Source organism: Furfurilactobacillus entadae (assembly GCF_045862745.1).
Taxonomy (GTDB): Bacteria; Bacillota; Bacilli; order Lactobacillales; family Lactobacillaceae; genus Furfurilactobacillus; species Furfurilactobacillus entadae.
Genome location: NZ_BQXN01000023.1, coordinates 1 through 26,480, shown reverse-complemented (window position 1 = coordinate 26,480; position 26,480 = coordinate 1). Strand labels below are relative to the sequence as shown.

The 26,480-nt window shown below is 44.2% G+C and carries 24 protein-coding genes; 8 read left to right on the top strand and 16 right to left on the bottom strand.

The features are described from left to right. Positions 1-22 precede the first annotated feature (22 nt). Entirely contained in the window at positions 23-3,022 is a 3,000-nt protein-coding gene (locus ACKTR5_RS09360; protein ID WP_407881022.1) for an LTA synthase family protein, read from the bottom strand. Between the two features lie 383 nt (positions 3,023-3,405). Here ACKTR5_RS09360 and ACKTR5_RS09355 point away from each other — a divergent pair, with 383 nt between their 5' ends. Then, positions 3,406-5,670, top strand: a complete 2,265-nt coding sequence (locus ACKTR5_RS09355; protein ID WP_407881020.1) for an ATP-dependent Clp protease ATP-binding subunit — start codon at positions 3,406-3,408, stop codon at positions 5,668-5,670. 173 nt (positions 5,671-5,843) lie between these two features. Beyond that, complete coding sequence (locus ACKTR5_RS09350; protein ID WP_407881019.1) at positions 5,844-6,578, top strand: MucBP domain-containing protein; 735 nt, start codon at positions 5,844-5,846, stop codon at positions 6,576-6,578. A gap of 153 nt (positions 6,579-6,731) precedes the next feature. Here the strand turns inward: ACKTR5_RS09350 and ACKTR5_RS09345 are convergent, their stop codons facing one another. Further along, positions 6,732-7,325 (bottom strand): GNAT family N-acetyltransferase, encoded by a 594-nt coding sequence (locus ACKTR5_RS09345; protein WP_407881040.1) that lies wholly within the window; start codon positions 7,323-7,325, stop codon positions 6,732-6,734. Positions 7,326-7,493: 168 nt separating this feature from the next. On the opposite strand from ACKTR5_RS09345, the gene ACKTR5_RS09340 reads away from it, so the two are divergent. From ACKTR5_RS09340 to ACKTR5_RS09330, 3 genes are all read left to right on the top strand, one after another. Then, positions 7,494-8,054 (top strand): LemA family protein, encoded by a 561-nt coding sequence (locus tag ACKTR5_RS09340; RefSeq protein WP_407881038.1) that lies wholly within the window; start codon positions 7,494-7,496, stop codon positions 8,052-8,054. A 17-nt stretch (positions 8,055-8,071) separates the two neighbouring features. Continuing rightward, complete coding sequence (gene htpX / locus ACKTR5_RS09335) at positions 8,072-8,971, top strand: zinc metalloprotease HtpX (protein ID WP_407881017.1); 900 nt, start codon at positions 8,072-8,074, stop codon at positions 8,969-8,971. A 108-nt stretch (positions 8,972-9,079) separates the two neighbouring features. Continuing rightward, a complete protein-coding gene (locus ACKTR5_RS09330) occupies positions 9,080-10,045 on the top strand; it encodes a glycosyltransferase family 2 protein (protein WP_407881016.1) in 966 nt (321 codons plus the stop codon). A gap of 60 nt (positions 10,046-10,105) precedes the next feature. Here ACKTR5_RS09330 and ACKTR5_RS09325 read toward each other — a convergent pair whose 3' ends face one another. The 11 genes from ACKTR5_RS09325 to ACKTR5_RS09275 all read right to left on the bottom strand — a co-directional run bounded on the left by ACKTR5_RS09325 (position 10,106) and on the right by ACKTR5_RS09275 (position 22,075). Beyond that, positions 10,106-11,683 carry a peptide chain release factor 3 gene (locus tag ACKTR5_RS09325; RefSeq protein ID WP_407881014.1) on the bottom strand — a complete coding sequence of 526 codons (1,578 nt, stop codon included), beginning with the start codon at positions 11,681-11,683 and terminating at the stop codon, positions 10,106-10,108. A gap of 109 nt (positions 11,684-11,792) precedes the next feature. Then, entirely contained in the window at positions 11,793-13,178 is a 1,386-nt protein-coding gene (locus tag ACKTR5_RS09320; RefSeq protein ID WP_407881012.1) for a hypothetical protein, read from the bottom strand. Positions 13,179-13,190: 12 nt separating this feature from the next. Continuing rightward, positions 13,191-13,811 (bottom strand): YveK family protein, encoded by a 621-nt coding sequence (locus ACKTR5_RS09315; protein WP_407881011.1) that lies wholly within the window; start codon positions 13,809-13,811, stop codon positions 13,191-13,193. Between the two features lie 11 nt (positions 13,812-13,822). After that, positions 13,823-14,722 (bottom strand): glycosyltransferase family 2 protein, encoded by a 900-nt coding sequence (locus ACKTR5_RS09310; RefSeq protein ID WP_407881009.1) that lies wholly within the window; start codon positions 14,720-14,722, stop codon positions 13,823-13,825. Between the two features lie 331 nt (positions 14,723-15,053). Next, positions 15,054-16,196, bottom strand: coding sequence for an AI-2E family transporter (locus ACKTR5_RS09305; RefSeq protein WP_407881008.1), 1,143 nt, complete (start codon positions 16,194-16,196; stop codon positions 15,054-15,056). Positions 16,197-16,232: 36 nt separating this feature from the next. Further along, the gene (locus ACKTR5_RS09300) at positions 16,233-16,778 is read right to left on the bottom strand and encodes a DUF402 domain-containing protein (RefSeq protein WP_407881006.1); all 546 of its coding nucleotides are present in this window, start codon (positions 16,776-16,778) and stop codon (positions 16,233-16,235) included. Positions 16,779-16,917: 139 nt separating this feature from the next. Continuing rightward, complete coding sequence (gene glf / locus ACKTR5_RS09295; protein ID WP_407881005.1) at positions 16,918-18,036, bottom strand: UDP-galactopyranose mutase; 1,119 nt, start codon at positions 18,034-18,036, stop codon at positions 16,918-16,920. A 15-nt stretch (positions 18,037-18,051) separates the two neighbouring features. Continuing rightward, positions 18,052-19,119, bottom strand: coding sequence for a glycosyltransferase (locus ACKTR5_RS09290; protein WP_407881003.1), 1,068 nt, complete (start codon positions 19,117-19,119; stop codon positions 18,052-18,054). A gap of 8 nt (positions 19,120-19,127) precedes the next feature. Further along, complete coding sequence (locus tag ACKTR5_RS09285; protein WP_407881002.1) at positions 19,128-19,895, bottom strand: DUF4422 domain-containing protein; 768 nt, start codon at positions 19,893-19,895, stop codon at positions 19,128-19,130. A gap of 20 nt (positions 19,896-19,915) precedes the next feature. Further along, positions 19,916-20,560: a sugar transferase gene (locus ACKTR5_RS09280; protein ID WP_407881037.1), complete on the bottom strand. Its 645-nt coding sequence runs from the start codon at positions 20,558-20,560 to the stop codon at positions 19,916-19,918. 90 nt (positions 20,561-20,650) lie between these two features. Continuing rightward, the gene (locus ACKTR5_RS09275; protein ID WP_407881001.1) at positions 20,651-22,075 is read right to left on the bottom strand and encodes a flippase; all 1,425 of its coding nucleotides are present in this window, start codon (positions 22,073-22,075) and stop codon (positions 20,651-20,653) included. Positions 22,076-22,352: 277 nt separating this feature from the next. Between ACKTR5_RS09275 and ACKTR5_RS09270 the strand changes: the two genes are divergently transcribed. Then, positions 22,353-22,796 carry a flavodoxin domain-containing protein gene (locus ACKTR5_RS09270; RefSeq protein WP_407881000.1) on the top strand — a complete coding sequence of 148 codons (444 nt, stop codon included), beginning with the start codon at positions 22,353-22,355 and terminating at the stop codon, positions 22,794-22,796. 74 nt (positions 22,797-22,870) lie between these two features. Here ACKTR5_RS09270 and ACKTR5_RS09265 read toward each other — a convergent pair whose 3' ends face one another. Beyond that, a complete protein-coding gene (locus ACKTR5_RS09265) occupies positions 22,871-23,296 on the bottom strand; it encodes a GtrA family protein (RefSeq protein WP_407880998.1) in 426 nt (141 codons plus the stop codon). A gap of 164 nt (positions 23,297-23,460) precedes the next feature. Here ACKTR5_RS09265 and ACKTR5_RS09260 point away from each other — a divergent pair, with 164 nt between their 5' ends. After that, entirely contained in the window at positions 23,461-23,868 is a 408-nt protein-coding gene (locus ACKTR5_RS09260) for a GtrA family protein (protein ID WP_407880997.1), read from the top strand. A gap of 49 nt (positions 23,869-23,917) precedes the next feature. Here ACKTR5_RS09260 and ACKTR5_RS09255 read toward each other — a convergent pair whose 3' ends face one another. Continuing rightward, positions 23,918-24,796 carry a YihY/virulence factor BrkB family protein gene (locus tag ACKTR5_RS09255; RefSeq protein WP_407880995.1) on the bottom strand — a complete coding sequence of 293 codons (879 nt, stop codon included), beginning with the start codon at positions 24,794-24,796 and terminating at the stop codon, positions 23,918-23,920. A gap of 127 nt (positions 24,797-24,923) precedes the next feature. On the opposite strand from ACKTR5_RS09255, the gene ACKTR5_RS09250 reads away from it, so the two are divergent. Beyond that, the gene (locus ACKTR5_RS09250) at positions 24,924-26,159 is read left to right on the top strand and encodes an aminopeptidase (RefSeq protein WP_407880994.1); all 1,236 of its coding nucleotides are present in this window, start codon (positions 24,924-24,926) and stop codon (positions 26,157-26,159) included. A gap of 102 nt (positions 26,160-26,261) precedes the next feature. Here ACKTR5_RS09250 and ACKTR5_RS09245 read toward each other — a convergent pair. Next, on the bottom strand, positions 26,262-26,480 hold a 219-nt coding region (locus ACKTR5_RS09245; protein ID WP_407880992.1), incomplete at its 5' end, for an IS3 family transposase.

The following is a 26,480-nucleotide window of genomic DNA, read 5'->3' as shown; positions in this document are numbered from 1 at the left end:
AACGATCAATCAGACCTCTAATCTACTTCATAAAATGCGTCTTTAACGCGTATTGCTTACCAGCCACAATATCGTATTGAATCAACCGGTAGTCATGCAACAACTGCCGCTGATGTTTCGTCAGTGATTCTTCTGAAACGATTCGGCCGCGGTGGTTTACAAACTGTGCACTTCCATTCAAGAAGGAACCTGTATTGCCGACAGAAGTGTTCACCGTTAACGCTGGCAATTGCTGATGAACACGCGTTAATAATGCATAATATGGTGAAACTTTGGTGTTTGCTTGTTCCATGGTCATCGCTGAAAAATCATTTGAGCTAACATATGCATCATTAGATTGTTTATAACCATGTGTTCGCGAGTACTTGTTGGCATAAATAAAATAATCTGTTTCATGCAACCGAAGCCCGTATTTGGTCATTGAATCACCATCGTAAAGGCTAGCCAAGTGATCACCATACCAAACCCAGATAATCGGCTTTTTTATCTTATCGAGCTTCTGCTTAAACGCTTTAACAGCCGTATCAGTATAGGATAACCCCTGTGCGTAAGTCTCGATTTGCTGCTGCCCTTGGTCAGAGGTGAACGCCGTTCCGGAAGCTGTATAATCATGAACCGGATACTTGTCAGTAAACGGATAATGATTTTGCATCGTCACTAGGTTGATAAATTGGCCACCTTTACGTGCATTGATTTGCTTAAGCGTATTTGCATAGGCCGTTTTATCAGACAAATAGTCGCTTGTCCCAATTTTATATTGGTTTTTAATTGGATATTTACTGCCCACGTAAGCAAATTTATTAAAATTAAACTTTTTATAAACAGCAACCCGATTATAGTAAACGCCAATGTAAGGATGAATTGCAGATGAATAGTCAAATTGATTCGTAAGCGCTGGTGCTTGCTTCAAAGTCGTCACTAATTGCGTATATGGTGTTGGTAATGTTGGTGAAAAGTTACTAATTGCCATCCCCGTTAACGCCTGATACTCCATATTAGCCGTTCCACCACCATAACCGGAACTCAACATCAATCCTGAAGTTGTTTGTTTTTTTAACTTTGTAATGTACGGGATTGGGTTCGGCGTCACTGTCAAATTAGGCACTCGATTTGGATTAGAAAAACTTTCGCTGAGGTTCATGATTACCGTTTGGTTTTTCAATGTGCCCGTTCGAGTCCGGTTAATTGTTGTTGCTTCATGCTGATACCGCCGCACAATTCGATCAATCTCAGTCTTAGAATAACCATCTGGTTCAGGCATCACAGATACGTCAACATTATTTAAAAACTGAATAATTGGTCCGTTTTTTTGCGCACCCTCTTCTTGGTTAAAAAATTCTCGCGAATCATCAACAACGTTGGTAACACCCATAAAAACTGAATGATTATGATTCCAAAAAAATGTTGATCCAAAAGTAACAAATGCAACCAACACCAATACCCCACGAGAGCGTAATGATAAGTTTAATTGTTGAGGAACGCGCAACTCCAGCCAGATCATCACAACAGCAAGAACGACGATTAAAACCACACTACTTATAACAACGTCTAGTCCAACCATCTTTAGCAGGCTTCCCAATGCCTTAGCTTCTGCCATATCAGATGGTAAGATTGGTTCTTCCCGCGTCTTGATTTTAAGCACGTTAGCGATGATCACAATGACAACCGCTGTAATCGTGGTCAACAGTGAAACCCAGTATCGCTTCGTTAATGCCAGCAATAACCAAAAGAAAGAAGCAATAAATAAGATGTTAAACCAGAGAACCGGCTCTCTGAATAGCACTGTGTAGAAAAAAAGATTAACGTAACTTCCCGTTGTATTCATTAATGTGATGGACGCTAATGCCAATCCGTAAAATGCCCCTGTTGTCCACAAGCCACGACGGTGTTTAAGGATCCATTCTTTAATTCTTCCGGTCGTAACAGCGCTTGGTTTTGTCCAAACATCATTAATCACCATCACTATTTGATTAACAAGTTGTTGCCACCACTTTGTTTTAACTATCAGTTTCATCATGATTGAAACAACATACGTCACAACCAGGATGCCAACGCACAATCCTAAAAACAACAATAACTTCTTTCGATAAAGACTCGGAACGGTAAAACCAAACGTCTTATTCAAAAGATCATTAAAGGTCGGGTTCCCTAATAAAACAATCGTTGTCACCACTAATAACGAACCGGTCGGCTGCCACACACTTTGGCGATTTTTTTTAACCGATGGATTCAGCTTAATTAAATAAAGAAATGTAGCAACTGATAGCCCTATCGTTAACAATGAATTTTGTGTAACGAACCGATTAACGGTTGAAATGTTTTGGTGTGCAGTGTCTGAGATAGGAATCATCATCAGCATTAATCCACCCGCCAAAATGGTAAAACAACCACTTATCCATAACCACTTTCTGTGCGCTAGTTTAATCGGTCTGACCTTTACTAATACCCCAATCATGGTCAATAAAACTGAGTTAATGACGTTAACGCCATTATTAAAACACCAAAGATCTTGATTCAAAATCATCGGCAATCCAAATGCTAACGCTACGATGAGCCATAGTAATCGTACATAGTGACCGCTGATTTTCGTCAATAATGGTGCTACTAACACACTAATTCCTGCTGCTGTTAGCAACGGATATGAATTTCGCATTATCGGTAAAAATATTTGCCATAATGTTCCAGAACCCATTGACTGGCCAGCAGTCATCCACCCCAAAAGCCCCAAAAAGCCGACAAAAATGGTTGTTAACCAACTGGTCACAACCACTTTTAGCGCCCGCTTTTGGCTGCCTGCTGAGTAGCCAATCCAAATAAATAACATTGCTTGCCCAGCATTTAGCAAATACTTCACCAAGTTGGCTACTAGCCACCGTTTAGAAATTACATTGTTAGCTGGATTCGAAATGTCATTAAGGATCCCTGCTGCCCCGAAAAAAAGTTGATTCAAAATAATTGTCATCCACAAAGCGACAATGAAAATTGCGAAATTATCTACCTTATTTCGTGTTCCCTTGTTCATCCTAAGCTTATCCTACTTCCATTAATTCATTTGTGTAAAGTGATTTTTTAACTCCGTAAAGTTGAAACTAAAAGAAACCGCTTAGCAAATATCTTACCAGTTTTTTAATGACACACTTCTTAAAAAACGGTGACAAATATTAATTCATGAGTGATATACCATGCTGTCAGTTTTCTGATTCCACCAAAGGTTTTGCTCGTATTAGCACTCATTTAGATAAAGTGCTAAAAAAAGAAGCAAACGACTTGCACACTTTTAGTTAGCGTGTATAATACTGGTAAAAGGTCAAGGTTGGTCAAACACGAGTTTGATGTAAACCAACCACCTCAGCACCGTGCGACCACTTGACGTGCCAGCACGTGTCATCTTAAAGGAGTGATTGAATGCTTTGTCAAAATTGTCAACAAAATGAAGCGACCATCCACTTGGGTCTCAATATGAATGGTCAAGAGATGCAAGTTAACCTTTGTCAAGATTGCTATCAAAAACTACAAGACTATCAAAATAATTTAATGAATGGAAACGGAGGAGCAAACATGGCTCAAGATCCATTTGGTTTCGGTAACTTAGACGATTTATTCTCTGCCATGCAAAGTGGCAACGGCGCCCAAAACAATTTCCAACAGGCCCAACAGGGACCTAAAACGCAATCCGGCCGTGGCGGTAATAACGGCGGGCGAAATAAAAACAGTAAACACCCCCTTCTTGATCAATATGGTTTAAACCTAACGGATCAAGCAAAGGCCGGAAAGATTGACCCCGTGATCGGCCGTGATGGCGAAATTGACCGGGTCATCGAAATTCTTAACCGCCGGACGAAAAACAACCCCGTTTTAATTGGTGAAGCTGGGGTTGGGAAGACAGCTGTTGTTGAAGGCTTAGCACAAGCCATTGTTAACGGTAATGTTCCTGAAAAGCTGTTAAACAAGCAAATCATCCGTTTAGACGTTGTTTCACTGGTTCAAGGAACCGGAATCCGCGGTCAATTTGAACAACGGATGCAACAATTGATGAGTGAAGTTTCAAAAAATGACGACATTATCCTCTTCATTGATGAAATTCATGAAGTCGTTGGCGCCGGAAACGCTGAGGGTGGCATGGACGCCGGAAACGTGTTGAAACCTGCCCTTGCTCGTGGTGAGTTCCAACTGGTTGGTGCAACCACCCAAAAGGAATATCGTGACATCGAAAAGGATGCTGCGCTTGCCCGGCGGTTCCAACCAATCGAAGTGGAAGAACCTTCCGTTGAAGACACCATTGCCATTTTAAAGGGAATTCAAAAGCGGTACGAAGACTACCATCACGTTCACTACACGGATGAAGCCATTGATGCAGCTGCTAAGCTTTCCGCACGTTATATTCAAGACCGGTTCCTGCCCGATAAGGCCATTGATTTAATGGATGAAGCCGGTTCAAAGAAGAACTTAACGTTACGTAACGTGGACCCAACGTCATTTGAGGACAAGATTCACACCGCGGAAGCTCACAAGCAGTCTGCCCTAGATAAGGAAGACTACGAAAAGGCCGCCTACTACCGTGATCAAGTTAACCAACTTGAAAAGGCCAAAAAGGAAGCAGACGAAAATCCTCAACCTGATGATGCTGCTACGGTCACCAATCGTGACATTGAACACATCATTGAAGAAAAGACCGACATCCCAGTTAGCGACCTTCAGGCACAAGAAAAAACCCAGCTTAAGGATCTTGATAAACGCCTAGAGGCTCACGTCATTGGTCAGGATCAAGCCGTCAACAAGGTTGCCCGGGCCATTCGCCGGAACCGAATTGGGTTAAACCAAACGGGTCGTCCAATTGGTTCCTTCCTCTTTGTTGGTCCCACTGGTGTCGGAAAGACTGAAACTGCTAAGCAGTTGGCGAATGAACTCTTTGGTTCACGTGACGCCATGATTCGGTTTGACATGAGTGAGTACATGGAACAATACAGTGTTTCTAAATTGATTGGTTCTGCCCCTGGTTACGTGGGGTACGAAGAAGCCGGTCAGTTGACTGAACAAGTTCGTCGGCACCCCTACTCATTGATTCTCCTTGATGAAATTGAAAAGGCGCACCCTGATGTTATGCACATGTTCCTGCAAATTCTGGATGACGGTCGTCTGACAGATTCTCAAGGGCGGACCGTTTCATTCAAAGATACCATTATCATCATGACGTCTAACGCCGGTTCTGGTGATACGGGCGAAAGTAGTGTTGGTTTTGGTGCATCAACGGATTCTCATGCCAGCATGATGGCTAAACTAAGCAATTACTTTAAGCCAGAGTTCTTAAACCGGTTTGATGACATTGTTGAGTTCAATCCACTTAATAAGGAAGCACTGGGCCAGATCGTTGAACTTATGTTAAACGACATGAACGATCAGTTAGCCAACCGTGACTTGCACATTCGTGTGACAAAGCCAGTTGAAACAAAGTTAGTTGAACTGGGCTACAATCCAGCAATGGGGGCCCGCCCACTTCGCCGTGTGATTCAGGAACAACTTGAAGATCGGATCGCCGACTTCTTCCTTGATCACCCAGCAGACCATAACTTACTGGCCGTTATGGATGGCGATGACATCAGTGTTCAAGCGGATGACCAAGCTTCTCCTGCACCAGTTGAACAAAGCGAACCTGCTAAAAACAACGATTAACACAACAAAAAAACTGGTCGGCTTCACCATCATGGTGAAGCCGACCAGTTTTTTTGTACTGTTATTTTAAGTTTGCTAAAAGATTTTCCAAGCCTCGAGGATCCAGTCACCTTTCCCAGCTCGATTGCGCTATACTAAAGCTATTAATCAAAAAGCGACGGGGTTATTGACTTATGAATGAACAAGTAGTTGAAGGGATTCCAGTATGGGTCTATTACACGGATGTTGATTCCGGTGATACACTGTTAGATCCAAAATTAGTTCGTGGTAATATCGGTGATCATTACACAATTGACATCCCAGAATTTGCCAACTATCGACTATTCCGGCATTCTGGGGATCTAGACGGCGTTTTTTCAACCGATCAACAAGAAGTTCGCCTATTTTTCCGAACGGCTGATTGGGCCGAAGTCGAAAAGGTCCACATGTATGCAACCATTCAAGAAGACCTCCCCACTTATGATCAACCAGATGGTGAACTTCAGGCGCTTGAAATGCCAATTGGTTCCGTTTGGCGGGTCTTTTCACGAATTGCCACAGATAACGGGGAATTTTGGTACAACATGGGGATCAATCAATGGGTGATGTATAAACCAAATGCGTTTACCCTGAGCTCTAAATCAGCCCAGACAGTTGCCCGCGAAGAAGCCCCACTTCCAGAACACGATTGGGACGTTCAACCCATTGCTGCTCGTGGTGCCATTGATTTTGTTGACGGTCAGTCAGTCTCTTATTATTCAGAACCATATGGCCGGCCTGCTGGCACCGTTCCAAACCGGAGCGCCGTCATCATCGAAGGTGAAATTAGTGATCCTTCTGGTGTCGTCTGGTTTCAATTACAGGGTCTTGGTTTTATCAATTCAATGTACGTCAAACTAACGGGACCCATTAACATCAGCAATTCATAATCTAACTTAAACCAGCGTGTTTGCTAGAGTTTTTCTAACAAACACGCTGGTTTTTACATTGACTAATTAAGCCGTCTCAACAAAAAAGGGTTCAAGGCCAGCATTATGACCTTGAACCCTTAACTTATTTAGCACAGATTGCTTGCTCAGTGATTAGACACGGACTGATTCTCTGCTTGCGCTGGACCGTTGCATATGGGCATACCAATGATACCCAATCTGCGTCGTCCCCACGGTTTCAAACCCGTGACGGTGATATAGCGCTTTAGCCCCAGGATTATCGAAATCAACGTTTAATCCAATGACCCGCTTATTATCTGCACGCGCACATGCTGGGATGGCATCCAGTAATTGGCCACCAATCCCCATGCCCTGGTACTCAGGATCAACCACAATGGAATCTAAGTACCACTCATTTTCGAACGCCTCATAATCAGATCCAAATGGATCATCGGCGAATTCATCACTAAACTTGGTTGCGGCTTCCAACACATGGTCCACAACGTCCTCATTTTCATCGGGATAACCAAAGGCAACCCCTACTACTTGACCATCGGCCTCGGCCACTACCGTTGTTGCCACACCAGAGAGATAAGCTTCACTCTGATAGGCAGCGGTAATGGCCTTTAGGACGGCAGGGTCCGAAACGTCTTCTAGTTCTTCTAGTTCCATTTCTTTGAAGATAATGTTGATGAGGGGGGCTATCTGACCGGCGTCATCTTTTTGTGCTTCTCGGATTGTTATGATAAATATTCTCCTCCATTTCGTATGTTGTTATCATAACGAATTTCCGGTCGAAAGGCAAAGTCCTTGCTTAATCCTAAAACGAGCTTAACAATTCGCCCGGACGCCGTTATGTTTGGTAAAATAGACGTTAACAACAAACTTATTTGAAAAGAGGATTTTTAGCCCATGATTACGACATTGATCATTGTTGCTGTCATCGTTATTCTGGTGATTGCGTACATTAGCATCTACAACGGTTTAATTCGCGCGCGTACCTATACAGAAGAATCTTGGAGTCAAATTGACGTTCAACTCAAACGGCGGAATGACTTAATTCCAAACTTAGTTGAAACAGTGAAGGGCTACAGTAATTATGAACAAAGCACGTTAGAAAAAGTGATTGGCTTACGAAACCAGCTGGTAAACACTCCTGCTGATGACCACGCACAAACAATGGCCGTTTCGGATCAATTGAGCAACAGTTTGAAGAGTATTTTTGCCTTATCTGAAGCCTATCCTGATTTAAAGGCGAACGAAGAGTACACAAAATTGATGGAAGAACTCACCAATACGGAAAACAAATTGGCTTATTCCCGTCAACTCTATAACACCAGTGCAGCCAGCCTGAACATGAAACTTCAAACGTTCCCAAGCAACCTTGTTGCCGGGATGCACCATTTCCAAAAAGCAGACTACTTACAGGTTCCTGAGGAAGAAAAAGCGGCGCCAAAAGTGTCGTTTGATAAGTAAATAAAGGAGTAACCACGTTGTTATACGAACAGATTCGTCAAAACAAACGCCGGACGGTGTATGTCCTAATTGGTTTCATCTTATTAACACTGGCTGTTGGCGCCGCACTTGGTTACGCCATCATCGGGAGTACCATTGCCGGACTATTAATGGCCGCAGTGATTACCGCCTTTTACTGTTTCTTGATGATCAGTAACTCCACGAACGTTGTCATGCGAATGAACCACGCCCGTGAAATCACCAGCGCAGACCAAGCGCCTGAACTATGGCACATTGTGGAAGACATGGCACTTGTCGCCCGGGTGCCAATGCCCAAGGTTTTCATCATTGATGACGACAGTCCCAACGCCTTTGCAACCGGGAATGATCCGGAACATGCTGCTGTCGCTGCAACAACAGGGATCCTGGCCGTCCTTAACCGTGAAGAACTAGAAGGCGTTATCGGTCATGAAATGAGTCACGTTCGCAACTACGACATTCGTTTACAAACTATTGCCCTTGCCCTAGCGGCTGCCATCAGTATGCTTGCCAGCATCGGGGCGCGCTCGTTATTTTGGGGTGGTGGCCGGCGTCGCAGCAATGATAACAACAGTAATAATGATTACCTTCAAATCATTTTGTTGGTCGTCTCACTCGTCCTCATTGTGCTCGCCCCCATCGCTGCTTCCATCGCCCAAATGGCGCTTTCACGAAATCGTGAATACCTAGCGGATGCTGGTGCTGTCGAACTCACCCGTAATCCACAAGGGCTCATCTCGGCCTTACAAAAGATTTCAGCGGGTGAACCCATGACGGAAGCAGACCCCAGCAGTGCCGCCCTCTACATTAGTGACCCGCTGAAAAAACGGTCCATGGCACACCTCTTCGATACGCATCCGCCAATGGCTGATCGAATTGCCAGACTGGAAAAGATGTAACCGCTTCTTGACGAACCCGGTTGAAAGGACCCGGATTCGTTTTTTTTATTCATTTGAAGTACGCTATTATTAAACAGATTGTATTACATTCATTAAAGAGGTCTAAACATGCCAACTTTGACAATCGTTCTCCCCTGTTACAATGAGGAAGAAACGTTACCAGACACATTACCAAAACTACAAAAAATTCTTAATGACCTTAAAGACCAGCAAAAAATTGACAACGCTAGTTCCCTTCTATGTGTTGACGACGGCAGTCAGGATAAAACCTGGGCCATCATCACTGGATTTCATGAACGGTATAACGACGTTGCCGGTGTGAAATTCAGTCGGAACTACGGCCATCAAAACGCCCTCATTGCGGGGTTAACCGTTGCTCGGCCCCAATCCGATCTGATGATTACGATCGATGCTGATTTACAGGACGATGAATCCACAATTCCAGAAATGGTTGAAAAAAGTTTAACCGCTGATATTGTCTACGGTGTCCGTAATGATCGAACAACAGATAATGAGTTCAAACGGTTTACTGCCAACAGTTTCTATTGGTTTATGAAACGCCTTGGCGTTGATATGATCCCAAATTCAGCTGACTATCGGTTAATGAGCAAACGGGCCGTCACTGAATTTCTGAAGTATGACGAACGGAACATGTTCATTCGCGGGGTTGTCCCCTTGATCGGTTTCAACCATGATGAGGTCTTTTACGCCCGCAAGGAACGCCAAGCTGGTGAAACAAAGTATCCGCTATCGAAGATGCTTCACTTTGCCTTAGACGGCATTACTTCCTTCTCAATCGCACCAATTCACATCATTATGAACACCGGCTTTTTGGTGGCACTCATCAGCCTTGTTAGCATGATTTACTCCTTTGTCCAACACGGCCTTGGTCACACAACCACCGGCTGGTCATCGCTCATTACCTCCATTTGGTTCTTGGGTGGCCTCCAGTTGATTGCCATTAGTGTGATTGGTGAGTACATCGGGAAAATTTTCACCGAGGTCAAACACCGGCCCCGGTTCACGATTGATGTCGATCAATTTTCCACGCCAAATTCACAGCGCAATCGTTAAATCAGCAACGTAAAAACCCTAACAACATAATGTTGTTAGGGTTTTTACGTTTACTAGAAATTACAATCGTTTTGATAATGTTACATCTGGATATTTTGAAACGAACCAATTTTCAGCAAACTGATTTTCAAATAAGAACAACGGCCGCCCCTCACGGTCACGAACCAGTAAGTTCCGACTGGAGGCCATCGATTCATCAAACGTCTCATCTTCGATCCACCGGGCAATTTTATGACCCATGGGTTCCATAATAACGTCCGAATTATATTCATGTTGCATCCGGTATTGGAAAACTTCAAACTGCAATTGGCCAACAGCACCAAGAATGTAGTCATTACTGGTTCCGGCCCGGAACAACTGAATGGCCCCTTCCTGAACCAGTTGCTCAATCCCTTTAGTAAAGGATTTTTGTTTCATAACGTTTTTCGGCGTTACATGAACAAACAACTCAGGGGTAAACGTTGGCAGTGCCTCAAAGACTTCTTCTTGGCTTCCAGCGTAGATCGAATCCCCAATCTGAAAGTTTCCAGTGTCATACAGTCCAACAATGTCACCAGCAACGGCCGTGTTCACGTTCTCACGCTCCTCTGCCATAAACTGGGTGGAATTATTCAACCGCAGCTTTTTGCCTGTCCGCGCCAACGTAACGTCCATCCCCCGTTCAAACATTCCTGAACAGATTCGAACAAATGCAATCCGGTCCCGGTGATTCGGGTTCATATTTGCCTGAATCTTGAAAATAAATCCGGCAAATTGGTCTGTTGTGGCCGACAAGACATCACCATTTTGAAGCTTGTGATCTTCTGGTTGCGGGGCGTACTTCAAAAAGCCCTTCAGTAAATCAGTCACCCCAAAGTTTGTTAACGCTGATCCAAAGAAGACCGGCGTTAACGCCCCAGTTGCAACCTTTTCAGGTGTTAATTCATTCCCAGCGAGTTCAAGTAATTCAATTTGGTCCTGCGTATCTTTCCAAATTGAGTCTTGGCCTAAAGCAACGTCAGCAGCTAAGTTGTTATCGTCACTTAACGCCACAACCTGCTCTTCACGGTTTTTTTCAAGCAACGTTGCGTGGTGTGACCGGAAATCAACCAACCCCTTTAGTTCCCGACCCATCCCAACTGGCCAGTTCATTGGATACGTTTCGATTGCCAGTGTATCTTCAATCTCTGACAATAAATCAAGTGGTTCCCGACCATCACGGTCAATCTTATTCATAAAAGTAAAAATCGGAATCCCACGCATCTTACAAATTTGGAATAGCTTTCGCGTTTGTGGTTCGATCCCCTTGGCTGAGTCAATGACCATGATTACTGAGTCAACGGCCATCAGCGTTCGGTACGTATCTTCAGAGAAATCCTCATGTCCTGGGGTATCCAGAATGTTAATCCGACAATCTTCAAAATCAAATTGTAAAACGGAACTGGTTACAGAAATACCACGTTCCTTTTCAATTTCCATCCAGTCAGATGTTGCAAACTTCCCTGTTTTTCTTCCCTTAACGGAACCAGCCTCACGAACAACGCCACCTAACAGTAACATTTGCTCCGTTAACGTTGTTTTCCCGGCATCGGGGTGAGAAATAATGGCAAATGTTCGTCGTTTTGCGATTTCTTTCGTTAATTGATTAACTTCAACCACAACATGACCTCCTTTTAATCTAACTCAAAATTCGTTTTTTTAAGCAAATTGCAAAACTTGCCTAAGCCTTTTTTAATTACGTTCAAACCGCTATTCTAACAGTTTACACCTAATTTTCAATGTTTTGCTCTAAAACGCGAATCCCAACGATATAAAAGAATAATGGCAACAAAATATAGTATTGTGACCACGAAAAAATCAGCGCAGCTAACACCGCAAACATGACCAAGTAAACTTCAAATGCATCAATAATGTATTTTAACAAGCGCTCGTTATCAATTAACTCGTTTTGGCGCTTTAACGACCGGAGCCGTAAAACAGCGGGCTTCACTTTCCGCCACAGATAAACACCAACAGGCACTGTTCCCAACAAACCAAACTGTGCCAGCCAGCCGCCCCAAACACTTAAAATGGGGTAACCACCTTGTGAATACACGTAAATGTACTCCCAGTTATGCTTGGACCACGCTGGTGAATTTTCCACCAAGTAAGGACTCACCCAACTGTTTCCGACCCCGATAAACGGATGTTGAAAGAACGTCACAAATAAGGCAATCGTCCCCCCAGCACGGTTATCAGTTCCAGACTTGCGGAAGATGTATTGGTTCAGCATGTTCCGAATTGGCCCAACAAAAACGTACGCAAGGATCAAGACAACTAATCCCCCGGCGGCTAGGCCCAGTAAAAAGTGCTTATCGTGTTTGGGTGCTTTCCAGAACAGCAGACATAACGATAACCCCATCACTAAGAAACCGGTGGATGTTTTGGCAAAGAACAATGTTCCAAGGACAACCACGAACAGCGCAACAAGCCACCAGTAGTGCTGACGGTGTTTTTCTGCGGTCTTACCACTGAACACATCAAAATGATTCGCCAACCCGGCAATCATCAGTGGCATAAACGTCAGTCCAATTTGCCCAGCTAAATACCCGGCTTCGGGTTCAAACCCATTAATCCGGTGGAGTGTCGTTGCATAGCTCCCGTTCGTATAAAAATCACGTCCGTGCCACCGGCTTTCAAACAGCGTGCCCATTAAATTGACCCACCCATGAAAGAAGGACGATGAACTGGCAACAATCTGTGGCATCAATACCACAACTTCCAGAACAATAATTGACCAGATGGTTGCTTTAATGAAGCCCCTAATTTGCGCTTCATTTGTTACCGTCAAAACAACTGCATAATAAGCCAAAACGACAGTCGCAATTATTCCAATAATATTAACAAACGACGTTCCCATTCCAATTGCTTGAACAGAATTGTTAAACTGCATCGATGACCGGGCAATCGCAAAAAATTGCGCTCCCATGAGCGCAAGAACATAAACAACCACCCGGCTTGAAATATGTGGAATGGTTAAGACATCTGTTCGCTGGCTTGCAACAAACAAAATCATGATAAAAAAGAAGATAAATGGTAATTCTGCAATGCTCCCCGGCATCCCGTAAGAAAATACCTTAGTGAATAATGAAACGGGAATTAACAAACTCGACATGATAACCCCTTACTATTTTCGGTTCTTTTTCAAAATGTCAGCTCCAAAAACAATTAATGCTGCCAGGACCAGGCTCCCAGCCGTTGCATAAACTGCCATTTTTTTGGCATTGCTTGTCGTTATTTTATCAACAGGCCGTTCATTAGCATTAGCCAATAAACGAACCTTTGCTGAGGCGCCAATGTATTGTGGCAGCTTTTCCTTTGCAACGACGGCTGATACATTTGCTAATTTAATGGCAACTGCTTTATTCGCTGCTGTTGCATTAACCGTCATAATTGTTGAATTTGGTGCTGCCGTGGCAATCGTCATTCGGTTTACATCGGCTTTTGTTCCAGTAAAGTTTTTAGTTCCCTTCATCTGTTGGTAAATCACGTCACTAATACTAGGATCGTTCATCACTTGTGTGTACGTTCCCATGCCCAACATATCAGATTTCATGATGTCCGTTCGTGAGTAATCTGTTTTCCCATGATAAATGAGCATTGACCGACGGGCCGTGTATTGTGTTGTGACGTGCCGGCGCATAATGGCAAACACACTACCACCAACGACAATGGCAACCACTAAAATAATAAGGATGTTCTTGATGAAAATTTTCCATAAGTCTTGAATTGAATATTCTTGTTGCATGATTATTTTCCCTACTTTCGCTGTGAAAATTGAATTTGTGGTCTAAACGTAAAGCCTGCTAGCATTCCCTTATTAATGCTATGAATTCGCCGCCATTTGTGGTCGGCACTTCGATGTAGAACTTTATGGATCGCGTAAAGGTCCTTTGCAATTTGCGTTAATGCACCCTTCGCGCCATGGTGCTTCCGTTCTGTATAGTAGGCATTACGATAATTATAGAAATACCGACCGATTCGGCCCGGATCATCCGTCACAATATCGACACCATGGTTCGCTGCCATCTTATGAATGGCAATGCTGTCCCCGACACAGTAGCTTTCGTACCGTTCAGAAATCCGTAACGTATATTCATGATCATCGCCCCAGACGAAAAATTCCTTAATCGGCAACCCAATTTCTGCGATGGTGGCGGTTGGCACAAGTAATGAAACAAAGGAGGCCGCGTCAACCTGGACAAGTCCATCTTGGGCAACGCCATTCCAATTCTGGCTCACATACGGAATGTTCATAATGGCAACCGAGTTATCTGTCCACCGAACATTGCTGCAAACAAACCCCTTATTTGAGATCTTTCCTGTTGCGATTGGATCAAGAAGCTTGCTTAAACAATCTTCCGTTGGAATGGTATCATCATCCATGATCCAAACGTAGTCGTAGTCACCCGCTTGCATTGCTTGATCAATCCCCAATTGGAATCCGCCAGCGCCACCAAGGTTAGTCGAAGCTGTTACAACGGTAACACGTGCATCGTCTGCAAACTGGGTTAAGTAGTCCCCTGTTCCATCCGTGCTTTGATTATCAATAATCAGTAACTGCTTAACCGGGACATTTTGTTGCAAGATTGCAGCAATGCTTTCCTTTAATAAGGCTAACCGATTGTAGGTCACTAAGACCGCACATACCTCACTCATCTAAAATCCTCACTTTTACTTGTTTCTAAACCAACTAATTAATGTCGTTTTATTCTCGGTACTTAGCCAATTGAACCATAAACACCATACGCAATTACCGGCCTTGAAACAAGCGTTCCGGTATTAATTACCCAAAATGTAATCTTTCATTAAATCACGTTCCCTTAACGAACTACGCTTAGCCACATTTAAACGCAGACGCCGCAAACTTACCCTTATGAGTAAAGCCACCCATAAATGATCCGTTTACGGCAATCTACTTAACTATCAGTGTGAACGCATTCCGAGAATAAACCTAAACTATTATACCTGACTAGTCAGTGTTCAACCATCAATCATCATTACTAATCTGGGCGTCATTAGTCGCTTCCTGCTGGTCATCCAAGTGGGCAATGCTCCAAACGTATTGAACCACCGTCCGAATAACGGCATAAAACGGAATACATAAGATCATGCCGGGAATACCGGCCAAGTGCCCGGCGGCTAACAACAAGATAATAATGGTCAACGGGTGAATTTTTAATGACCGGCCAATGATGTTTGGGTAGATAATGTTTCCATCCACCTGTTGGACGATGATGACAACAACGACAACCCAGATCAATTTTTGTGGCGCCAAAATGAGTGACACAATGATGGCTGGCGTGATGCCAATGTACGGCCCCACGTAAGGGATAATGTTACAAAAACCAGCAACAATTCCTAATAACAGCCCAACGGGCAGTCCGAGAATCATGTACCCAATACTGGTAAAGACCCCCACGAACAAACATTCAATAACTTGGCCACCAATATATTGCGAGATCGTGTCGCTCATCTTAAACAACAATTCTGTGATCCGTGTTTCCCGTTTTGCCGGTAAGATTCTCATCACAGCTGGAACAAACTTCTCACTGTCCCGAAGCATGTAGAATAAAATAACGGGCACTGTGATTGCGGTGATGGTCACATCCGTTAACGTCCCAACGATTGAACCAAGACTGTTGGTCAGGTTCTTAATGAAGCCCTGAGCCCACGTGGTTAACGACTTTTCTAAGCCCTTAACGTAGTGCTGAACATTGCTGTCCTGCATGAAGCGCGAATGGCCCATGTACTTCGTGATTTCTTTTTGCGACTGCACAGCGATGTGTGGCACGTTTGAAATCAATTGACCAACCTGGTTGGATAATAGCGGAATTAATGATAAAACCCCAACAACAATCAGTAAAACCAGCGTCAGGACAACAATGAACGTCGCCCCTGTCCGGTTGATGTGCACCCGCCCCAGTCGAACCTTCATTAGCAGTTTAACCAGCGGGTTCAACATGTAAAATAAAAATCCTGAAATAATAAGTGGGACAAAGACGACCGAAATGAACGTCCCAATGGGTTGAAAGACAAATCCCAATTGACTACAAATCCAGATAAAGATCGTAATTAACGTGGCAACCGCCGCCCAATATAAGATGTTGGCATGCCTTAGCTTTTCAAGCACTTTAATTTCCTCTTTCCTTACTCGTGACTTTCTTGATTACGATTGCCGGTTGTTCTTCAGCAAATTTTGATAGCGTTGCGACCACAAATCAATGTATTCCTTGGAGAACGGTCCCTTGCCTTCATTGATCCAATCAACCAAAACGCGGACATTTGCCTTCAAGATCTGATCCAGTTCGTTTGAATAATGCCATTGATTCCCATGCGCTTGATACTCATCCGCATCTAGCAGCCGTTTTTCCCCGTTTGGAAAAACCTTGACGTCTAAATCATAATCGATGTACTTCAGTGCTTCTTTATCCATTGTGTACGGTGATGCTAAGTTGCAATAATAAGACACGCCGTTATCGCGAATCATGGCCACAATGTTGAACCAAAAATGTTTATGAAAATAAACAATTGCGGGTTCACGAGTCACCCACCGTCGACCGTCATCTTCGGTGACTAGTGTGTGATCGTTTACGCCAATAAATTCATTTTCACTATCCTTCAGGACCATTGTGTCACGCCATGTTCGGTGTAAACTGCCATCGTGCTTATAACTTTTAATTGCTAAATATTCACCTTCGCGTGGCTTACCCATGTTATCCTCCCTTCATTTTTATCAGTCTCTCCCAGTATACCAAACATCTGCTTTTAAAAAGCACAAAAAACCAGCTCTTCGTGCTCTTTGTACATCACAAAAAACCGACTGATGAATTTTCATCAGTCGGTTTTTTGTGTTATTTAAATTCCTGATTCACGGCTGTCAAAGCTGCGTGGATCACCTGGTGCATATCAAAGTACCGGTACATCCCTAAGCGACCGCCAAAGAGAACTTTGGGTTCAGTCTTCGCTAATTCTCGGTACTTCGTGTACAGTTCATTGTTCGTTGCATTGTTCACTGGATAATACGGTTCGTCACCGCGTTTCCAAGTCGCTGGATATTCCCGCGTCACAATGGTCTTGTCTTTATCGCCCTTCCCAAATTCAAAGTGCTTGTGCTCGATGACCCGGGTGTAAGGCGTTTCAGCATCCGTATAGTTAATAACGGCGTTCCCCTGGAAGTTATCCACAGGCAACTCTTCCGTTTCAAACCGCAATGACCGGTACTGCAATTCTCCAAGTTGATAATCGAAAAATTGATCGATCATCCCAGTAAAGATCACCCGTGGGTAATCACGCAGGTAAGCGTCCTTGTTGTCAAAGAAGTTGACCCCTGTTTCAACATCAATTAAGTCGCTAGCCAACATTTTTTCAACAATTTGTGTGTACCCGCCAATGGGAATGCCTTGGTAAGTATCATTGAAGTAGTTGTTATCAAATGTGTACCGGACTGGTAACCGACGGATAATGAACGCTGGCAAATCCGTGGCCTTTTGGCCCCACTGCTTTTCTGTGTAGCCCTTGATCAACTTTGTGTAAATGTCCGTTCCAATCAATGAAATGGCTTGTTCTTCAAGGTTCCGTGGTTCGCCATCACCGAGGTTAGCCGCTGCTTTTTGTTCATCAATTTTGGCTTTTGCCTCAGCTGGCGTCGTGACACCCCAGAGCTTATTAAACGTGTTCATGTTAAACGGCAAGTTATACAACTCACCCTTATAGTTGGCTACTGGTGAGTTCGTGTACCGGTTGAACTCAGCAAATTGATTAACGTAATCCCAAATATCCCGATCAGACGTATGGAAGATGTGGGCGCCATATTGATGAACCTGGATGCCATCTTGTTCCTTCGTGTAAATGTTTCCGGCAATGTGATCACGCTGTTCAATGACCTTAACGCGCTTTCCACGTTTTGCGGCCTCATAAGCAAATGTGGCTCCGAACAAACCGGAACCAACAATTAAGTAGTCGTAGTCCATAATGATGTTCCTCCGTTATTTCATTGATGATAATGCGTTCAAAACGTGGGTCATGTAGGCCGGCAAGTAAAACTGGCTCACTGACTGCTGTAATGCATGTTGATCCGGCAATTCAAGGGTGCCGCTGATGACACCAGTCAGTAAGGACGTTAACGTCGCCACGTCACCAAGCTGGTACAGACGGCCATTTTCGCCGTTAATAATGTCACGTGGGCCCGTTGGACAGTCAGACGAAATGACGTAGACCCCTTGTGAAAGTGCTTCAACCAACACCATTGGAAAGCCTTCGTACCGTGAGGTCAATAACAGCGTGTCTGCCTGTTTAATTTGTGCCCACGGTGCTTCTGTAAACCCATGCCAATAGATGTGATCGTTAATGCCTAACTCGGTCGCAAATTCTGGTGCCCGTTCGCGATCAGCACCATCACCGTAAACATCTAGTTGCCACTCGCCACTGACATCAGCAAACGCAAGGAGGAGTTCACGCAGATTTTTTTGACCATCCAGTAGCGTTCGCCCCATGTACACAAAGCGGCGGGGCGCTTCGCTGGTTCGCGCAATGACCGTTGGCTGCGCCTTAATGGGATTATAGATCAGTTTGACCCGGTCTGGTTGAATCCCAGCATCAATCAACTCTTGCTGGATCCCACTACTAATTGCAAAATACCAGTCAGCGCGGCTTAGTAAGGCTGGTCGCACTGGTTTTCTACTTAGTGAATAGTGATACCACGCAACGACCTGGGCCTTTAAATGCCGGTGCGTTGTAACCGTTTTTGCCATGCTCCACATTAACGGATTGGTACTAATCACAAAATCATAGTCATCCGCTTTAATGAGCTTACTAATCCGGCTGTACAACGTTAACGCATACTGGATCGTCCGAACACGTTTGTTCTGAGCCATCGTTACAATTTCAATCGGTCGCCCTGCTGCCCAGTCACCGTTCTCCGTACCACCTAGATCCACGACCTTCAGGTGCATGTCCGCGGTTGCGACTAGTTTAAACGCGTCACAAAAATTGGCGATCACCTGTTCAGTGCCGCCAAAGCCATTCATATAAGGTGTTAAAACCAAAATATTCATGAGTAATCCTATTCCCTAACCTGTGGATGAAGCTTCCGCTGGAGAAAAGCCGTTCCCTTCTTGAGCCAGTGTTCATTTTCCATGTGGACGTAATTCACTTCCACCGTTGTTGGTTTTACTGTATCAAGCCAAACATCCAGTAATAATTCACTCACAAAGCCATAGATCCGTGCTTCGTAGCTGTCATAATCACTAACGTCGACCCGTGATTCAAGCTTCTTCAAAACATCGAATAAAAATGTACAGTATTCATCCAACTGTTGGCGTTTCATCACAAACATGTTGAACATATGGGCACTCCGCCGCTTCATGACAGCATCAAACGCTGGCAGATACGTTGGGTAATCTTCTTCGATGATTTTTCTCGTTTCGTCTAACGGTGCCTGATGGTGCGCATGGATGTAGTGTGAATAGTTCGATTCAATGACATAATTACGTTTCTTCGGCAAGATGACATCGGCGTTAGTCAGTAACTGATCCACTTGCACTTGGTTTAAGATCGTATCGAGTGATTTTTCTTTGTGCTCACTTAGATAGCGCCGGTAGTGAACCAGCCCAATAGCGTCTGCCGAAACGTTCTTCCACGCCCAGTAAACGGCCGTCAGCTCATTATAGCTACTGTTTTTTTCGGACATGTTATCCCCAGTGTTATCCCCCTGAAACGTTTGGTTAACATCTGGGTGCAACGCCTTCCCCACAAAAACAGGCAGATAAAGCTGCTTATCGGCTGGCATTTGATAGTTTTTATGTGTTGCGACAATTATTTTAGTTTCCACACGAATTCTCCAAATTAATGTTAGTAAGCACCATCTGACGTTGCGATGTGCAAAATGTTGCGAAAGAAGATTTTAATGTCAAAGCCCAATGACGCGTGATCGACATAGCTTAACTCGATTTCACACCGCTCTGGGTATCCGATGTTACTTCGGCCACTTGCCTGCCAAAGGCCCATTGCGCCTGGCGTAACAGACAACAACTTATCCACTTGATTGCCGTACTCAACCAATTCTTCACGAACAACTGGCCTTGGTCCAACGATGCTCATTTCACCGCGCAAAATGTTGACGAATTGTGGTAATTCATCAACTGATGTTTTCCGCAGCCACTTACCAAACCGAGTAATTCGTGGATCAAGTTCAGGTGGTAGTTTGTAATTATTATCTAAGTACTGTTGATAAAGCTGTGGATCGGCTTTTAACTTTTTATCTGCGTCCACAACCATGGAGCGAAATTTAAAGATATAAAAATCGCGGTTGTTTTTCCCGACCCGCTGCTGTTTATAAATAACGGGTCCACGATTTGAGGCACTAAATTTATAGGTCAACCAAACGGTTAAAAACACCGGACTCAATAAAATTAGCGCAACTAAGGACAGCACAATGTCTAACGTTCGTTTGGAAAAGCGGTAGCCCGCAGATTGTGCTTTACTATGGCTTTCGATGATCAATAATCCCCTTTATACTAAAAAATCACTCATAACAAAGTCAGAGTAGCATGCTCTAAACAAGATGACAATATTGTCACCCAGAACTTAATGAAATCTAGTCCGAATGAGGCGCCGAACTTCCTCAACAATGTACGCGCGGGTTAACATCACCCCAACAACATACACGACAACCCCAATCGCGACTTCAATACCAAGGTGAATAAACGACATTGAAATCCGTTGGTTAATAAATGAAACGACTGCAAACATCAGCACCCCACTCAGCAGATACTTCCACAAGCCCACAAACATCCGCCGTAGCTCAACAGCACCACGAATGGCAAACACTTGGTAAGCCGTCACTAACGCTTCTGAAATCACGGTTGCAATCGCTGCCCCACTGGCCCCAATGGTTAAAATCAACGGGACGTTAATGATAATGTTTGCGACCGCACCCAGCGTTACTGAAATCGTGTATGCCCGGATCTGCTTTGTCGGCATTAGATACTGCCGCCCGACAACCGTACTCCACGCAATTAGCAAGATAATTGGTGATTCGAAAAAGATCAGCTCACCAACCGAGGCGTATTGTTGACCAAAGAACCATGGTGCCAATTTGGTACTTAATGCGGCCAAACCAAATGTCATGGGCACAGAAATGGCGGACACAAAGTTCATATTCCGGTACAAACTGTTATTAACGGCCCGCATGTCTCCCTGGGCAAACTTATTGGCGATGTGTGGCAACATGACCGTCCCGGTAGCTGTAACCACGGACAGAACCGTTTTGACCAGTGAATCGGAGAAGTTAAAGTACCCTGCTGAGACGGTTGAATCAAACTGTTTCAACATGGTCCGGTTAACCACCGCGTACACTTGAATGGCGATATTTGGAATGAAGAGAACAAATGCCGGGTATAAATGGGACAACACCGCGTTTAACGACACAGAAACGCGCTCCACGGAGCCCTTTAAGTACGGCCACAAGGAGACACCCCCGATTAACTGGGCGCCCCCCTGAATAACGATGTACTTCCATAAATCGCCTGGTGTATGGATCAGCATGAAAATCAACAGTACGGACACAGCTTTAACCAAAGTGTTTCTTAAAACCGTCTTCTTGAAATCTTCAAGCCCCATAAAGTACCAGGAAATATCGATTCCCTGTGCGATGAGCCAAATGATCTGGAGCAGTTGGAAAAGGTAGTACTGATGGTCAAAATGGAGAAATACAAAGAAAATGACAATGGAAATTGCGGTCGTGCATAATTGTAAAATTTCAATTTCCCAAAAAATCTGTGACCGTTTGTGCTTGTCATTGCGATGATACGCAATCTCCCGATTCCCATAAAGGGTAATCCCCAAATCACCAACCAGAACGAAATACTGGATGATTGACCATGTATACGTATAAATCCCGTTTCCTTCCGGTTGCAAAACCCGTGAAATGTACGGCTGGGTCAGCAACGGAATTAACGTGATTAATAACTGATATGATGCATTATAAAACAAATTCCGGATCGTCTTCATGTTATCCTCATTGAAACATTGTGATCACAATGTTGTAATTAGCTATCTGACACGCTATTAACCGCGCCACAGTGGTTATTTTCCTTTCACCACGGCCACGATTTAATCGTTATCGATAAGAACATTACGCTAATTTTAGCAGTTCTCTGCGGTTTAACCAAGTTTTGCAGGAATTATCTCCGGTTTAAGACCGCAACAGTGTGTTATGCTATGGCGTATTGAGCGTTTTTAAACCACTTCGCGACACTTAAATTATTTTATGGAGGTTCATTGACCCATGAACGCAATCGTTATCTATGCCACAATTACGGGTAACAACGAAGATGTTGCTGACATTCTAACTGAAGCATTTGAAGATCAGGACATTGCCGTCAAGGAAGTCGAGATTTCTCAAGTTGATTCAGATACCTTAACGGATTACAACATCATTGTTGTCGTTCCCTACACCTACGATGAAGGGGCCCTTCCTGAAGAGGGCCTTGATTTCTACGACGACTTACAGGATGTTGACTTAACTGGTCATGTCTTTGCCGTTGCTGGTTCCGGTGACGTCTTCTATGGTGATGACTACGGGGTTGCCGTTGATAAGTTTGATACTCGCTTGGCAGCAACCAATGCACAGCGTGGTGCTGACAAGCTTAAGATCAACTTGGCCCCAGATGAAACAGACATTGATCGGCTAGATGATATGGCAGCTGCCCTCATCAAAGCGGCTAAATAATACAATAGGGCGGTCGGAGCTGATGGTTATCAGTCCGACCGCCCTATTAACTTAATTGAAACCCATCATTAACGCTATTTGGTTGCCTTAAATATGTACCATTTACTGAAGAAATAGTTGATGATAATGACAAGCACATTATCGATCACCTTAACCAACATCTCGTTACCGTGCATCACGGTGACCCCGACGTACATGATTAATACATCCAAAATTAGTGTTAACGCCCGGAAGAAGAAGAACGAACTCATTTCTTTCATCAAAGCTTGGATGCCATGTGTCTTTGACGAAAAGACCCATAGCTTATTGGTAATGTAAGCAAACAGCACGGATAAGAACCAGGCCATAACGTTTGCAATTTGATAATTCCACGGAATAATTGCCGTAAACAACCAGAACACAACCAGGTTAACAACCGTCGTTAACCCACCAAAAATCATGTATGAAATAATTGACCAGTATTTTTTAACGAGCGTGACACCCGTGTTCCATAAATTCATTAATTATCCACCCTACCTGTTTAGAATACTCATGTATAATACTGCACCAACCTTAAAAAACCTAGTGTTCACTTAAATCAGAGCAAAATTTAATTAATCTAACGGTCAAAACATGCTATATTTAATGTCATCACAATTCAACAGAAAGGCGGTTTCCTCTCCTCATGCGTGACTGGATCAAAACACACCAATCTTTAATTGAATACAGCGTGTGGGGAACCTGTGCCTTTTTAATCAACCTCTCTGTCTTTACGGTTTTAGACGTTTGGACCCCCATGAACTACCAAATTGCAAACGCAATTGGCTGGTTTTTGGCCACTGGGTTTGCCTTTCTAACCAATAAGATGTGGGTCTTCGCTACCCATGCTGAAACGCCACGGGCCTTGATCCGGGAACTTTGGTCGTTCTACTTTTTCCGGGCCTTAACGCTGGGGATGGACATCGTCATTTTGTTTATCGGCATCACCCTTCTGCGTGGTAACGATATTTTTGTTAAGTTAATTGACCAGTGCCTGACTAACATTGCCAACTACTTTTTCTCCAGATGGTACATTTTTAAGGCCGTTAAATAAGCATCCAGAACACCATAAAATTAAAACGCCTAACTTCCCGTAAGAGAAGTTAGGCGTTTTTGTCGTGGCGGCGCCATAAGTGGGCAATCCAGCGTAAAGACTGCCGTTTTTCAATAATCTCACCGTCAAAAAATTCTTGGAGTGTCGCATTCAAGACGGAGCCCGTTAAAATAACGATCCCGGAAAAGTCGAGCCACATCATGATCACAATGACAGACCCAACGGTTTTATACGTCGTGATGGAGCGCGCAAAATACGCAACATACAATGAAAATAATTGCGATAACAATAACCAACTGATGGTCGCCACTACAGCCCCACCACAAACATAACGCCACTTGATCTTAGCGTTCGGCAAAAAGTAATACAGTAACAGCAAAAGAAGAAATAACACCCCCGCAGTTACCGGCCACTTTAAGGAACTAACTAGATCTAAAACGTTTTTTCCAAGGTGAAAGACCGGCGTCAATTGCTTAACGACCACCTGACCAACCGTAAAGAAGATGATGATAATGGCCATGATCAAAATTGTTAAAATCATCCAGAGAAACGAAAAGATTCGGTTTGTGATGGCATTTTGGTTCTCTGCCACCCCGTACACTTGATTCACCGTGCGTTGAAAGGCGGCCACCACTTGACTTGTGGACCACAACGCAACAACGGCCCCGATTGAGATCAGGCCACCGTTTCCCTGCCGTAAAAACGATGAAATAGTGGGCGCTAACGTTTTATAGACATCAGGCGGCACTGCCCCCTGCAAGTACGTTAAGACCGTGTTTGCATCGATCCCCAACAGGGGCAACATGTTCCCAACCACAATAACCGCTGGAAAGATCGATAATAATGAGTACCACGCCAGAATCACCGCTGAATTGCTGACCTGCGCACGATTGAACCGTTCAATAAAGATTTTGACAAATGCTTTCACATCACACCACCTACACGCTTCTACTTAGTTATTTCCATTATCCCCGTCTTCGAAAGCTTCTGCAATTCTTACAATTACTTGTGCTATCATGAAAGCATTCTAATAAAACAATGAGGAAGTGTTCGTGATGACCCTTACCAATTTTGAACCACAACTTGATCAATATGCAGATCTCATCATCAAGACCGGGGCCAATGTTCAGCCCGGTCAAACAATCATCATTTACATCAGTGTCGACCAAGCGCCCCTTGCCCGTCGTTTGACGGAACGTGCTTACGCTCAGGGTGCTGATGAAGTCCTCGTTGAATGGAACGATCAATTCGTCCACCGGGCCTTTTTACAGCACGCTAGTATGGAGCGGCTTCAACAGCGCCCTGATTACCTGCTTGAGAAAAACACAACATTAATGGCCCAGCATGCAACCAGAATTAGCGTTATTTCAGAAGATCCAAACGGCTTGGCCGCCGTGCCGTCAGATCGGTTGGCCCTTGCTAACCAAGGAACTGCCCGTATTAGTGCACCCATTCGAACAGCCACAATGAACAACGACATTTCGTGGGTGGTTGTCGCCGCAGCCAGTGTTCCATGGGCAACGCAAGTCTTCCCGGATAAATCTGCCACTGCCGCACTTGACGCATTGTGGGCCGAAATTTTCAAAACAACCCGTGTGGATCAACCAGATCCCGTTTTAGCCTGGCATCACCACATTGACCTACTAAACGCTAAGGCTGCTTGGTTAAATGAGCACCAGTTTACCGCACTTGAATACAGATCCCCATTAACGCATCTAACCGTTGGTCTCCCAGAACACCATGTGTGGGAAGCCGCTGGTGCGACGGACGCTACCGGTAACTTTTTCGTTCCAAACATGCCCACGGAGGAAGTCTTTACCGCTCCGGATAATCAGCGAATTGACGGTACCGTTGTTTCCACAAAGCCACTGAGTTATGCTGGCACGCTCCTAACGGACATTCACGTAACGTTTTCTCACGGCCGCATCGTCGCGGCAACAGCTGCCACCGGAAATGACGTCCTTCAACAGTTGATCAACACGGATGCCGGCGCACGTTCACTGGGTGAGGTTTCTCTGGTTCCAGATTCATCCCCCATTTCACAATCTGGCATCATTTTTTACAACACCCTTTTTGATGAAAATGCTTCCGATCACCTTGCAATTGGTGCTGCCTATCCGTTTAACGTCGCAGGGGGAACCTCAATGAATCCTGACCAGTTAGCCGCCGCTCACCTCAATCAAAGTGACGTTCACGTTGACTTCATGGTTGGTTCTGCTGATCTGGACATTGACGGAATCACCGCAGATGGAACAGCAATCCCGGTCTTTCGTCAGGGCAACTGGGCCTAACTTGACCAAACACAATCCTTAACCGAAAACGACTGAAGTGAAGTGAACCCATTAAGTTGGACATGTATATTAAGCGACTGATTGAAGGGCAAGCTGCCGGTATTAAACCGGTGTCTTGCCTTTTAGTTTGGTTTTGATTCGGCGTTGGTTGTAATAATCCAACCAATCAGTCATTGATTGAATCAAAGAATCCTTAGTTGTGTAAGATTGGTCAAATAGTTCTGCCTTCATAATGTGAAAGAATGATTCCATTGAAGCGTTGTCCAAACAGGTTGCCTTCCGGGACATACTTTGAAAAGCATGATGTTGTTTGAGTACCTT

Coding starts and splice junctions, on each gene's coding strand:
- ACKTR5_RS09315 (WP_407881011.1), bottom strand. CDS start 13,811: ATGCAACAAGAATATTCAATTCAAGACTTATGGAAAATTTTCATCAAG.
- ACKTR5_RS09355 (WP_407881020.1), top strand. CDS start 3,406: ATGCTTTGTCAAAATTGTCAACAAAATGAAGCGACCATCCACTTGGGT.
- ACKTR5_RS09350 (WP_407881019.1), top strand. CDS start 5,844: ATGAATGAACAAGTAGTTGAAGGGATTCCAGTATGGGTCTATTACACG.
- ACKTR5_RS09310 (WP_407881009.1), bottom strand. CDS start 14,722: ATGAGTGAGGTATGTGCGGTCTTAGTGACCTACAATCGGTTAGCCTTA.
- ACKTR5_RS09265 (WP_407880998.1), bottom strand. CDS start 23,296: ATGAATTTATGGAACACGGGTGTCACGCTCGTTAAAAAATACTGGTCA.
- glf (WP_407881005.1), bottom strand. CDS start 18,036: ATGGACTACGACTACTTAATTGTTGGTTCCGGTTTGTTCGGAGCCACA.
- ACKTR5_RS09330 (WP_407881016.1), top strand. CDS start 9,080: ATGCCAACTTTGACAATCGTTCTCCCCTGTTACAATGAGGAAGAAACG.
- ACKTR5_RS09300 (WP_407881006.1), bottom strand. CDS start 16,778: ATGGGTAAGCCACGCGAAGGTGAATATTTAGCAATTAAAAGTTATAAG.
- ACKTR5_RS09275 (WP_407881001.1), bottom strand. CDS start 22,075: ATGAAGACGATCCGGAATTTGTTTTATAATGCATCATATCAGTTATTA.
- ACKTR5_RS09260 (WP_407880997.1), top strand. CDS start 23,461: ATGCGTGACTGGATCAAAACACACCAATCTTTAATTGAATACAGCGTG.
- ACKTR5_RS09320 (WP_407881012.1), bottom strand. CDS start 13,178: ATGTCGAGTTTGTTAATTCCCGTTTCATTATTCACTAAGGTATTTTCT.
- ACKTR5_RS09270 (WP_407881000.1), top strand. CDS start 22,353: ATGAACGCAATCGTTATCTATGCCACAATTACGGGTAACAACGAAGAT.
- ACKTR5_RS09360 (WP_407881022.1), bottom strand. CDS start 3,022: ATGAACAAGGGAACACGAAATAAGGTAGATAATTTCGCAATTTTCATT.
- ACKTR5_RS09250 (WP_407880994.1), top strand. CDS start 24,924: ATGACCCTTACCAATTTTGAACCACAACTTGATCAATATGCAGATCTC.
- ACKTR5_RS09290 (WP_407881003.1), bottom strand. CDS start 19,119: ATGAATATTTTGGTTTTAACACCTTATATGAATGGCTTTGGCGGCACT.